Genomic DNA, 12467 nt, shown 5'->3' on the forward strand with positions numbered 1-12467 from the left:
TCACTCCAAATCCATAAAAAAATAAAAAAAACCGCTTACAGGTCGCAAGCGGTTTCTTTAACACTCAGTAAAACCAGGCCCTAACGCAGTAGCAAAAGTGGAATCTTAGTACTGGTTAACAAACGGTTGGTATGACTGCCAACGAAAAACTCGCGAATTCGTGAATGGCCATACGCCCCCATCACCATCGCATCCATTTTTTCATCTTCAGCATACTCAAGCAGTGTCTTTTCAACGTCGCCCGGCTCAAGGACCGCAGTGACGGTAAAGCCAGTCTGTTGCAGACGCTCTTTCGCCCAGTTCAAATCTGCCAAATTGTCATGGTTCTCAACCCCCACCATCATCACATGCACGGGAATACCTTTAAACAGTGGGCTGTCAGCCACCATTTCGGTCGCCTTGCGTGAGGTGGCACTGCCATCATAAGCCAGTAAAATACGCTCAGGCGCTTTAAACTTACCCGTCACCACCCAAACCGGACGGCTGACCGCGCGAATAACGCGCTCAACCTGATGGCCGATATGCTGGCCAACCCCTTCACCGTGGCGACCCTGCTTGCCGACCACCAATAAGCGGGTTTCATTTTCCACCTCAAGCAAGGTATCAACCAGATCGCCATGGCGTTGACGGGTCGCCACTTCAGCCAGGTCGGTAAACGACTCCTTAATGTGCCGCTCAGCAGCGTCCAGTACCATCAGCCCCTGACGACGTGCCAGTTTAGCGCGCTTTTCTTCAATTTCCGCCAGCTCGACCAGCAGATTCTGCCGGGTATCAACCCCAATATTGCCACTAAAATCGATATCAGTCGGAGTACGTACATCATCTAATACATTGAGTAAAACCAATGCATTGTCCAAACGCAGGGCAGACCAGGCTGCGTAATCACAAACCGTTTGGCTCAGCGAGCTGCCGTCAACACAAGCAATAGTGTGAGTGCTCATAATGTTATCCTTTTTATAATCGAAGTTTAGTGGCCATCCATTAGTTTAGCAGTGGCTTCGGGATCATTCGCCACACCAAACTTATCTACCACCGTTTCGGTGGCTTTATTCATTCCGACCACTTCAACATCAGTCCCTTCGCGACGGAATTTAATAATGACCCGGTCAAGCGCTGAAACTGAGGTGATATCCCAGAAATGCGCTCGTTCTAAGTTAATCTCAACCTTATCAAGGGCTTCTTTAAAGTCAAAAGAATCGGTGAACTTTTCAGCGGAACTGAAGAAAACTTGACCTGCAACATCATAACGGCGACTTCTGCCGTCCTCAGACAATTTAGACGCCACGTGCATGTAGTTGCCCACTTTGGCAGCAAAGAACATCGCAGCCAGTAGCACCCCAACAAATACACCATAGGCCAGGTTATGGCTCCATACCACCACCACCACAGTGGAAACCATCACAATATTGGTACTCATCGGGTGTTTCTTCAGATCTGTCACCGATGACCAGCTAAAGGTACCTATCGATACCATGATCATTACAGCGACCAGAGCCGCCATTGGAATTTGCTTCACCCAGTCAGCCAGGAATACAACCAGGAGGATTAGCACGACACCTGCCACCAGTTGCGATAAACGTCCACGGCCACCCGACTTCACATTAATAATAGACTGACCAATCATCCCGCAACCAGCCATACCGCCCATAAAACCAGCACCTACATTAGCGATACCCTGACCACGACACTCTTTATTACGGTCACTCTTAGTGTCAGTCAGGTCATCAACAATGGTCTGCGTCATCATCGACTCAAGTAAACCAACCACTGCCAAAGGTAGTGCGTAAGGCAAAATAATCATTAAGGTTTCTAAGTTAAGCGGAATTTGAGGGATCAGGAACACGGGAAGTGTATCAGGCAATTCTCCCATATCGCCCACGGTGCGAATATCCATGCCCAAATACATTGCCAGCGCAGTCAGCACCACAATGCATACCAGCGGTGATGGGATTGCTTTGGTGAGATAAGGCAGACCATAAATAATCGCAAGTCCGCCAGCCGTCATTGCGTAGACATGCCAGGTCACATTAGTAAGCTCTGGAAGTTGTGCCATAAAAATCAGAATCGCCAGTGCATTGACGAAACCCGTAACAACCGAGCGCGAGACAAAGCGCATTAACACGCCTAATTTGAGCACCCCGAATACAATTTGCAGAAGACCTGTTAAAACCGTTGCGGCCAGCAAATACTCAAGCCCGTGGTTCTCCACCAGCGATACCATAAGCAATGCCATAGCCGCTGTTGCTGCTGAAATCTGGCCAGGCCGCCCACCGACAAATGCCATAATCACACAGATACAGAAGGAGGCATATAATCCAACTTTAGGGTGGACACCAGCAATAATTGAGAACGCAATCGCTTCCGGGATCAGCGCCAGAGCAACAACAAGTCCAGCTAATACATCACCACGAATGTTCGAGAACCAGGTTCTCTGAAGATTGGCTAACATGGGTTTTCCTTCTTAGATCGATAAAAATCATATAGCACCCGCTATGGCAGGGGCCACTATAATCATTAAATGTTAAAAAATGGTGAAAAATCACACAACGTAAAATACTGCGAGAAATGCAGGTAGAATGAGCTCTCCGGAACAGGAAAGATCACAGAAGATTATGGAAACCTTCAGAAATGGGCGGTTTTCTAGGGCGGCGTGATAGGCACTATGAAAATCCTACTTTTCTATTGAATTAACAGCCTGTTTACAACAGGATGAATAAAATTTGGAGCGCGAATACTACTGTAATTCTGTGCGTAAAACAATCAATACAGGGAGATCAGCATGGTTATTGATATTTTAGTCGGTACTACTTCAGGAAATACCGAATTTCTCGCAGACATGCTTCACGAGGAACTAAAACAACGTGGCCACAGCGTGCGCTTCCACGACAACCCGCAACTAAGTGACTTACCCACCAACGAAGGGTTCTGGTTGATCTGTGTCGCCACCCATGGCGCCGGCGAAGTCGCCGACAGCATGCTCGATCTAAACGACCAACTGCAACAGCAACAACCTTCACTTACAGGCGTACAGGGCGCGATACTGTCAGTCGGTGACTCAAGCTACGATACCTTTTGTCAGGCCGGTAAAGACATCGAACGCTTAGTAATCGGTCTGGGTGTGCATCTAATAAGCCCTCGTTTCGATATCGATATGATGAGTGACAGCGATCCCGAGCAAAGCGCGATGAACTGGCTGCAAAGCTGGGCAGGCAAACTTGAGCGTTGATCAAAACAGTGCTTATCCACAACAAGGATCGCATACAGATAAGCCTCTCGACCTTAACCGACATGGTTTACTAACAGCTTTTAAGCTTAGTTACCCCCAAAATTGAAAAGGTGTGAATAGATCATGATCAAAGCTGTGATCACAGGCAGGGACAACTATGGGGATAAAACCCATTGTGGATAAGGGCTCTTTTATACCACTGGTTACCCCAGCATAAGATCGCTGTTTATGCACAAGGATCATGATCGCGTAAGATCCTGATCCTCAACACGAATAGCTGCTTACCCACAGAAAAGACGCTCGCTAATAGTAAAAGTAATAAAGAGATCTAAAATAAAAGATCTTTATATTAGATCCTTCTCTCAAGGCTTAATTCGCTTTCGTCGCTACTCACCAGATTTGCGCAAAGCCTCTGTAAAAACCTGCAACTAAGCGATATAAGTCATTTCTTCATCACCCCCATTCATGTAAAATACCCGCCCTTGCGATCCTAATGATCGGATCCGCAATCTATGCTCTGAATAACCATGGTGACTGACCTATGACTGAACAGTTTGATGTGATTGTAATTGGTGGAGGCCACGCCGGTACTGAGGCTGCTCTCGCTGCTGCCCGTATGGGCCAGCAAACCCTGTTACTGACTCATAACATCGATACACTTGGTCAGATGTCATGCAATCCAGCCATAGGCGGTATTGGCAAAGGTCACTTGGTGAAAGAAATCGATGCCATGGGCGGGATCATGGCAAAAGCTGCAGATCATGCAGGTATTCAGTTTCGAACCTTGAATGGATCGAAAGGGCCAGCCGTTCGGGCAACCCGAGCCCAGGCAGACCGTGCGTTATACAAAGCCTATATCCGCCAGGCACTTGAACATCAGCCCAACTTGAAAATTTTTCAGCAAGCCTGCGATGATCTGATTGTTGAAAGTACTGGCCAGGGTCAGCGTGTTACCGGGGTTATTACCCAAATGGGCCTGACCTTTAAAGCTAAAACCGTTGTTCTGACCGTAGGTACCTTCCTCGGTGGACAAATTCATATTGGTTTAAGCAATTACCGCGGCGGACGTGCTGGCGATCCTCCGTCGATTGCCCTGGCAGACCGTCTGCGCGAATTGCCATTACGGGTTGATCGCTTAAAAACTGGTACACCACCACGAATTGACGCCAATAGCATCGATTTTTCAATGCTGCAGGAACAGCCCGGCGACAATCCCACGCCTATTTTCTCGTTTATGGGCACTGCTGCTGACCACCCGAAACAAATTAGTTGTTATATCACCCATACCAACGCCAATACCCATGACCTGATCCGCCAGGGGTTGGATCGCTCACCGATGTATTCAGGCGTGATAGAAGGGGTCGGTCCGCGTTACTGCCCATCGATTGAAGACAAAGTGATGCGTTTTGCCGATAAAGACAGCCATCAGATTTTTGTCGAGCCAGAAGGGTTAAGCTGCACAGAGGTCTACCCCAACGGTATATCCACCAGTTTGCCATTTGATGTGCAGGTCGCTTTGGTGCATTCAATCAAAGGCTTTGAAAATGCGCATATCACGCGACCTGGTTATGCCATCGAGTATGACTTTTTCGATCCCCGTGATTTAAAACCCTCGCTGGAAACAAAATACATTGATGGTCTGTTCTTTGCCGGACAAATTAACGGTACCACAGGCTATGAAGAAGCCGGTGCTCAGGGGCTTATTGCAGGTATGAATGCAGCCTTGCAGGTACAGCAGAAAGAAGCCTGGACCCCACGCCGCGATGAAGGCTATATCGGTGTTCTGATTGATGATCTGGCGACCTTAGGGACCAAAGAACCTTATCGTATGTTCACCTCCCGTGCTGAATATCGTTTGCTGCTGCGGGAAGACAATGCGGATCGTCGTTTGACTGCAAAAGCACGCGAACTGGGTCTGGTTGACGATGCTCGCTGGGCACGGTTTAACAGCAAAATGGAAACCATTGAGACTGAATTGCAACGTTTTCGTGGCACATGGGTGCACAAAGACCATCCTGCTGTACCAGCACTCAACCCGATGCTAAAAAGCCCGATCAGCAAAGAGGTCAACCTCGAAGAGCTGTTACGCCGGCCTGAAGTGACCTACCAACAGCTGACCTCAATTGAAAGTTTAGGGCCTGCGCTGGATGATACTCAGGCTTCTGAACAAATTGAAATTCAGACTAAATATGCTGGCTACATTACCCGTCAGCAAGACGAAATTGCTAAAGCGTTACGCCATGAACACACCAAATTACCGACTGAATTTGATTACTCATCGATTTCTGGTTTATCCAATGAAGTGGTGGCGAAACTTGCTGAGCACAAACCACAGACCGTTGGCCAGGCAGCGCGTATTTCCGGAATCACTCCGGCGGCTATTTCGATGCTGCTGGTGCATTTGAAGAAACAAGGCTTGCTGCGAAAAAGCGCCTAAGTTCACATACCGAGGATGAAACAGAAAATGTCCGACGCAGCTCAGCTTGCGCAGAAGCTTCAGCAACTACTTGCGAAGACCTCATTGGCAGTCAGCGAAGCGCAACAAAACCAGTTAGTCCAGTTGGTTTTACTGCTAAATAAATGGAATCAGGCTTATAATTTAACCTCGGTACGCGATCCCCAGGCCATGTTGATCCGCCATATTATGGACAGCGTCGTGGTTTCCCCTTACCTGCAGGGCGAACGGATCGTGGATGTAGGCACTGGTCCGGGTCTGCCAGGCTTACCCCTGGCGATTCTCAATCCGGATAAAGAATTTGTTTTAGTAGATAGCTTAGGAAAGCGGATTAATTTTATTCGTCAGGTGGTTCATCAGCTCGGCCTGAAAAATGTCACTGCAGTCCATAGTCGGGTTGAAAATTATGAACCTGATCAAGGGTTTAGTTCGGTTATAAGTCGGGCATTCGCGTCACTTGCAGATATGCTTAGCTGGTGTCATCATCTACCTTCTGCGGAGGGAAGCTTTATTGCGCTGAAGGGCCAATTGGACGAAGATGAGCTTACCGCTGTTCCTGCAGAATTTACCGTCGAATCCAAGGTACGGCTGAATGTCCCCGAGCTTGAAGCAGAGCGTCATCTGGTGGTGATACGGCAACACCAGTAAACCAGGTTGAGCCATTGCTTGGTTACGATTGTGGACATCCTGTGTAACCATCCGTCTATCTATAACAAGTAAGAGGCAGCTTTGGGCAGAGTTATCGCAATAGCGAATCAAAAAGGCGGCGTTGGCAAGACAACGACAGCAGTGAATCTGGCAGCGTCGATGGCTGCAACCCGGCGTAAAGTGTTGCTGATTGATCTCGATCCGCAAGGCAACGCCACCATGGGAAGCGGTATCGACAAATATGATCTTGAGTACACCGCCTACCATATTCTGGTGGATGACAAGCCGGTGCAGGACGTTGCCGTGCATAGTGAAGACGTCAAGTTTGATATCATTGGCGCCAATGCGGACGTAACCGCAGCTGAAATTAAGCTGATGGAAGTGTTTGCTCGCGAAACCAAGTTACGCCGAGCCCTCGAGCCTGTGCGTGATAAGTACGACTTTATCTTTATCGACTGTCCGCCATCGCTGAATTTATTAACGGTCAATGCAATGGCCGCGGCAGACGCTATTCTGGTTCCCATGCAGTGTGAGTACTACGCCCTTGAAGGCTTAACCGCGCTCATGGACACCATTGAACAACTGGCGTCGGTGGTCAACCCAAACCTTGTCATTGAAGGGATTCTGCGTACCATGTACGACCCGCGCAACCGCCTGGCCAATGATGTTTCCGAACAATTAAAAAATCATTTTGGCAGCAAAGTGTACCGGACAGTCATTCCGCGCAATGTGCGCCTGGCTGAAGCACCAAGTTTTGGTGCACCGGTTATGTACTATGATAAGTCATCAACTGGCTCAAAAGCCTATCTGGCATTAGCAGGCGAAGTAATTCGCCGTGCTGAGCAGGAAAATCAAGCGGCGCAAACATCCTAATTTAGCGAAGGTCAACATTCATGTCAGCGAAAAAACGAGGCTTAGGGCGTGGTCTGGACGCTCTGTTAACCAACAGTGCAAATGCAGCAGCGCGGCATGAAAGTCAGCGTCCGGCTATCGAAGATATAGCGGCAGACAAAGGCGAATTGCAAAAGTTACCGGTGGAGTTTCTCCAGCCTGGTCGTTTTCAACCACGCAAAGACATGGCACCGGAAGCCCTTGAAGAATTAGCCAACTCCGTTCGTGCCCAGGGCATCATTCAGCCGGTTGTGGTTCGCCAGTTAGGTGATAAAAGCTTTGAAATTATTGCCGGTGAACGGCGCTGGCGCGCCGCCCAAATAGCAGGGCTGGATACCATTCCATGTCTGATTAAAGACGTCAGTGACGAAGCCACTGTTGCCATTGCCCTGATTGAGAATATTCAACGTGAAGATCTCAATGCGATGGAAGAAGCCACAGCGCTGGCACGTTTGCAGGATGAGTTTAATATGACTCACCAGGGCGTGGCCGATGCGGTTGGTAAATCGCGTACCACAGTAACCAATTTACTGCGTCTGAATAACCTCAACACGGACGTCAAAACGTTACTCGAACGCGGCGACATTGAACTTGGCCATGCCAAAGTCTTGCTTGCGGTAGAAGGCGACCTGCAAAGTGAACTGGCCAAACTCATTGTGGCCAAGGCGTTAACTGTGCGTGAAGCAGAAAAGCTGATTAACAAAGCCTTGAACCCGACCGAAAAGAAAGAACCAGAACCTACAGATCCCAATGTACAGCAGTTGGAAGAGAGTTTAAGTGAACGGCTTGGAGCCAGCGTTGCGATTAGCCATAATCGCAAAGGAAAAGGTAAGCTGGTAATCAACTACTCAACCCTGGATGAGCTGGACGGGATTTTGGCCCACATAAAGTAAGGTTACCCTTAGTCTTTTTATTGTTATTCCCTTGTTGGTTGCCTTTAATTTCAACGGCTGGCGGGCCGTATAGGTTAGCAATAAAGTTGCAATTTTCTGCTGAAACTTTATAATCGGCCGAGTTTTTGTGCTGTATTTATTTCAGGCAGCACGCTTAAAAGCAGGATATCGGTCATGTCACGGTCAGCCCATCGAATAATGAATACATCGGGCCGCCGCGTCGCGCGACGTTTATTGACCTTGCAGTTTGCGGTATCTGCGATTTTAGTTTGTCTATTTTGGGCATTTTCCGGCGCAGCAGCCGCGTTAAGTGCAGCGACCGGTGCAGTCATTGGCCTGGTCCCCAACAGTATTTTTGCCGTGCTTGCTTTTCAGTTTAGCGGCGCGCGATCGGCACATAGTGTCGTAAACAGTTTTATGGCCGGTGAAGCATTGAAACTGATGCTCAGCGTGGTGTTGTTAGTAGTGGCGTTGAATCTCTTAAGCGAACCTCTGTTACCTTTGTTCGTGGTATTTGCCCTCCTCCACCTGCTGCATTTGCTGGCCCCGATTTTACTTTTAAAAACTAACTAACTTAGGTTGTTAACATGGCTGCAAATGGAAACATTACAGTCCAGGGATACATCAACCACCACTTAAACGACATGACTGTAGGTGAAGGCTTCTGGGCCATTAACCTCGGTGCGTTAGGCTGGTCGATTATTCTTGGTTCATTATTTGTCATCAGCTTTGCTCTGGTGGGACGTAAAGCAACAACGGGTGTACCGGGTAAGTTCCAGTGCTTCGTTGAGATGATTGTAGAGTTCGTTAGTGGCTCAGTGCGTGAAACCTTTCATAGTAAAGATCGCCTGATTGCCCCGGTAGCGCTGACTATTTTCATGTGGATCTTCCTCATGAACCTGATGAAGCTGGTACCGGTTGACTGGTTCCCTACGATTGCCGGTTTCTTTGGTTTGCTGTTCAATAGCAGCGCGTTACCAGAGTACGCGCAGAACTATTCATACCTTGAGCAAATCATGTCGCACCCATGGAGCTATCTGAAAGTAGCACCGACCACCGACATCAATATTGCAATGGGTCTGGCGCTGGGCGTGTTTGTGCTGATCCTCGGTTACTCAATTCGCTACAAAGGCGTTGGCGGGTTCGCTAAAGAACTGAGCCTGACCCCTTTCAATCACTGGTCGCTGATTCCATTTAACCTGGTTCTCGAACTGGTGCAGCTGATTTCGAAGCCGGTTTCACTGGGTCTGCGTTTGTTCGGAAACCTGTATGCAGGTGAAGTCATCTTTATTCTGATTGCGTTGGTCGGTCTGGGGCAGTTACCGCTGCACTTCGCCTGGGCGGTCTTCCATATCATGGTTATTTTGTTGCAAGCGTTCATTTTCATGATGTTAACCATCGTGTATCTGAGCATGGCAGCTGAAGACCACTAAGCACGATTTTTTTACTTTTACTTTTAACCTTAACTTTAGAGAAAACTGGAGAAACCAATGGGTATTGAAACTGCAACTTTGTTCGCTGTAGCTATCATCCTGGCAACCGCTGCACTATCAACTGCGTTAGCATTCGCACTGATGGGTGGTAAGTTCTTAGAAGCGACTGCACGCCAACCAGAAATGGCTGCTCAGTTGCAAACTAAAATGTTCATCCTTGCGGGTCTTATTGACGCAATCGCTATGATCGGTGTTGGTATCGCGCTGTTACTATTATTCGCTAACCCGTTTGCGTAAGAGTCCCTGTAACCAACCAATAGGAGGCTCGTTGTGGATATCAACGCAACTCTGATAGGTCAATCGATAGCAATGGTCGTGTTCGTGTGGTTCACCATGAAATTTGTGTGGCCACCACTGAACAATGCCATTGAAGAGCGTCAGAAGAGAATCGCTGACGGTCTTGCGGCTTCCGAGCGTGCCGAGAAAGACCTTGAAAAAGCACACGAGCAGGTTGCAGCGGAGCTTAATAAAGCTAAAGCTGATGCCGCTGAAATCATCGAACAGGCGCGTAAGCGTGCAACTAAACTGGTTGATGACGAAACTCAGCGTGGCCAGGAAGAGCGTGAGAAAATCATTGCCTCTGGTCATGCCGAGATCGAAGCGGAACGTAACCGTGCTCGCGAAGAACTACGTAAGCAGGTCGCTATACTGGCAATTGCCGGCGCTGAGAAAATTATTCAGCGCGAAGTAGATGCGGCTAAACAAAGTGACATAGTTGATAAACTGGTCGCTGAACTGTAATCACGGGGGTTGAGCAAATGTCAGATTTGACTACGGTGGCTCGCCCCTATGCGAAAGCAGCTTTTGATTTTGCTGTTGAGCAGGGCGCGTTACAGGAATGGCAGGACATGTTGGCGTTTGCCGCGCAGGTAGCGGACGATGCAACCATGCAGACGTTCCTGAAAGGTGCCGTTAGCCGGGATAAAGCCACTCAGCTATTTTTGAGTGTGTGCGGCGAACAGCTCAACGAGAAAGGCCAGAACTTTATTAAAGTTCTGGCTGCTAACCAACGCTTAAATGCATTGCCAGCAATTTTAGAGAAATTCTCTGAATTGCGCGCTGACCATGATAATGAAGTCAGTGTCGATGTCACTTCGGCCAGTGAGCTCAGTACTGAGCAACAAGCCAAGTTAAGTACTGCGTTAGAAAAACGTCTCGCACGCAAAGTTAAGCTCAATTGCAGTGTAAATCCTGACCTTATGGGTGGCCTTTATATACAGGCCGGCGACACCGTCATTGACGGGACCCTGAAGAGCCAGCTTTCGAAGCTGGCGCACTCACTGCAATCATAATCGGGGACGAGAGCATGCAACTGAATTCAAATGAAATTGCAGAACTGATTAAAAAACGAATTGATCAGTTTGAAGTCGTCAGTGAAGCTCGTAACGAAGGTACCATCATCGCGAATACCGACGGTATCATTCGTATCAACGGCCTTGCAGATTGTATGCAAGGTGAGATGGTCGAGCTTCCTGGAAATCGTTACGCTATCGCACTGAACCTGGAGCGCGACTCTGTAGGTGCGGTCGTTATGGGTCCTTATGCAGATTTGCAGGAAGGAACCAAAGTTAAGTCAACTGGCCGCGTACTGGAAGTTCCAGTGGGCGAAGCGTTACTGGGTCGTGTGGTAAACACCCTGGGCGCGCCAATCGACGGTAAAGGTGCTATTGACGCGGCTGGTTTCGAACCGGTTGAGAAAATCGCGCCGGGCGTTATCGAACGTCAGGCCGTTGATCAGCCAATCCAGACTGGTTACAAATCTATTGATGCGATGATTCCAATCGGCCGTGGCCAGCGTGAGCTGATCATCGGTGACCGTCAAACCGGTAAAACCGCGATTGGTATCGATGCCATCATCAACCAGAAAGGCACCGGCGTTAAATGTGTCTACGTGGCTATCGGTCAGAAGTCTTCGACCATCGCCAACGTAGTACGTAAGCTGGAAGAGCACGATGCGTTAGAGCACACGATTATCGTTGCTGCGTCTGCCTCTGAGTCTGCTGCACTGCAGTACCTCGCGCCATACGCTGGTTGTACCATGGGTGAATTCTTCCGTGACCGCGGTGAAGATGCACTGATTATTTACGATGACCTGTCAAAGCAGGCCGTTGCGTATCGTCAGATCTCACTGTTGCTACGCCGTCCACCAGGACGTGAAGCATTCCCAGGTGACGTATTCTACCTACACAGCCGTCTGCTGGAGCGCGCTGCTCGTATTAACGAAGCAGAAGTTGAGCGCTTAACGGATGGTGCTGTAAAAGGTAAAACCGGTTCACTGACCGCCCTGCCTATCATTGAAACCCAGGCCGGTGACGTATCAGCATTCGTACCAACCAACGTGATTTCAATCACCGACGGTCAGATCTTCTTAGAGTCTGATTTATTCAACGCGGGTATTCGTCCTGCGGTGAACGCTGGTGTGTCGGTTTCACGTATCGGTGGTGCAGCTCAGACTAAAATCATCAAGAAGCTGGGTGGCGGTATCCGTCTTGCCTTAGCACAGTATCGTGAGCTGGCAGCATTTGCCCAGTTCGCCTCTGACCTTGATTCTGCGACCCGTGCTCAGTTAGAACACGGCCAGCGCGTCACTGAGCTGATGAAGCAGAACCAGTATAAGCCAATGAGTGTCGCTGACATGGCAGTATCGATTTACGCTGCTGAGAAAGGTCATCTGAAAGGTATCGAAATCAGCAAAATTTTGCCGTTCGAAGCCGCTCTGATCGACTACATGAAAAGCGAGCACGCTGAGCTCATGGCTACTATTAATTCAACTGGCAATTACAACGACGATATCGATAAACAGCTTGGTGCTGCTATCGAGAAGTTCAAAGCTACGCAAACGTGGTAATTGAGCAGCCGCT

13 protein-coding genes are annotated in these 12467 nt (G+C 48.7%); 11 read left to right on the forward strand and 2 right to left on the reverse strand.

Annotated elements, in window-relative coordinates; translation table 11 throughout:
- Positions 1 to 80: 80 nt before the first annotated feature.
- Together CWE12_RS06640 and CWE12_RS06645 are read right to left on the reverse strand one after the other, a co-directional pair.
- Positions 81 to 941: a universal stress protein gene (locus tag CWE12_RS06640; protein ID WP_126788888.1), complete on the reverse strand. Its 861-nt coding sequence runs from the start codon at positions 939 to 941 to the stop codon at positions 81 to 83.
- Positions 942 to 967: 26 nt separating this feature from the next.
- The gene (locus CWE12_RS06645; protein WP_126788889.1) at positions 968 to 2449 is read right to left on the reverse strand and encodes a SulP family inorganic anion transporter; all 1482 of its coding nucleotides are present in this window, start codon (positions 2447 to 2449) and stop codon (positions 968 to 970) included.
- Positions 2450 to 2779: 330 nt separating this feature from the next.
- On the opposite strand from CWE12_RS06645, the gene CWE12_RS06650 reads away from it, so the two are divergent.
- From CWE12_RS06650 to atpA, 11 genes are all read left to right on the forward strand, one after another.
- Positions 2780 to 3226 carry a flavodoxin domain-containing protein gene (locus CWE12_RS06650; protein WP_126788890.1) on the forward strand — a complete coding sequence of 149 codons (447 nt, stop codon included), beginning with the start codon at positions 2780 to 2782 and terminating at the stop codon, positions 3224 to 3226.
- A 541-nt stretch (positions 3227 to 3767) separates the two neighbouring features.
- A complete protein-coding gene (gene mnmG, locus CWE12_RS06655; protein ID WP_126788891.1) occupies positions 3768 to 5663 on the forward strand; it encodes a tRNA uridine-5-carboxymethylaminomethyl(34) synthesis enzyme MnmG in 1896 nt (631 codons plus the stop codon).
- 27 nt (positions 5664 to 5690) lie between these two features.
- A complete protein-coding gene (gene rsmG / locus CWE12_RS06660) occupies positions 5691 to 6329 on the forward strand; it encodes a 16S rRNA (guanine(527)-N(7))-methyltransferase RsmG (protein WP_126788892.1) in 639 nt (212 codons plus the stop codon).
- A gap of 81 nt (positions 6330 to 6410) precedes the next feature.
- The gene (locus CWE12_RS06665) at positions 6411 to 7202 is read left to right on the forward strand and encodes a ParA family protein (RefSeq protein WP_126788893.1); all 792 of its coding nucleotides are present in this window, start codon (positions 6411 to 6413) and stop codon (positions 7200 to 7202) included.
- Between the two features lie 20 nt (positions 7203 to 7222).
- Entirely contained in the window at positions 7223 to 8113 is an 891-nt protein-coding gene (locus tag CWE12_RS06670) for a ParB/RepB/Spo0J family partition protein (RefSeq protein ID WP_126788894.1), read from the forward strand.
- 174 nt (positions 8114 to 8287) lie between these two features.
- On the forward strand, positions 8288 to 8686 hold the full coding sequence (locus CWE12_RS06675; RefSeq protein WP_126788895.1) for an ATP synthase subunit I: 399 nt from the start codon (positions 8288 to 8290) through the stop codon (positions 8684 to 8686).
- Between the two features lie 14 nt (positions 8687 to 8700).
- Entirely contained in the window at positions 8701 to 9546 is an 846-nt protein-coding gene (gene atpB / locus CWE12_RS06680; protein ID WP_126788896.1) for a F0F1 ATP synthase subunit A, read from the forward strand.
- Between the two features lie 57 nt (positions 9547 to 9603).
- Positions 9604 to 9843, forward strand: coding sequence for a F0F1 ATP synthase subunit C (gene atpE, locus CWE12_RS06685; RefSeq protein ID WP_111569431.1), 240 nt, complete (start codon positions 9604 to 9606; stop codon positions 9841 to 9843).
- Positions 9844 to 9876: 33 nt separating this feature from the next.
- Complete coding sequence (gene atpF, locus CWE12_RS06690; protein ID WP_126788897.1) at positions 9877 to 10347, forward strand: F0F1 ATP synthase subunit B; 471 nt, start codon at positions 9877 to 9879, stop codon at positions 10345 to 10347.
- A gap of 17 nt (positions 10348 to 10364) precedes the next feature.
- Positions 10365 to 10898: a F0F1 ATP synthase subunit delta gene (gene atpH, locus CWE12_RS06695; protein WP_126788898.1), complete on the forward strand. Its 534-nt coding sequence runs from the start codon at positions 10365 to 10367 to the stop codon at positions 10896 to 10898.
- A 14-nt stretch (positions 10899 to 10912) separates the two neighbouring features.
- Entirely contained in the window at positions 10913 to 12454 is a 1542-nt protein-coding gene (atpA, locus tag CWE12_RS06700; protein ID WP_126788899.1) for a F0F1 ATP synthase subunit alpha, read from the forward strand.
- Positions 12455 to 12467 lie beyond the last annotated feature (13 nt).

Origin of the sequence: Aliidiomarina sedimenti, assembly GCF_003986955.1 — a bacterium.
Taxonomy (GTDB): domain Bacteria; phylum Pseudomonadota; class Gammaproteobacteria; order Enterobacterales; family Alteromonadaceae; genus Aliidiomarina; species Aliidiomarina sedimenti.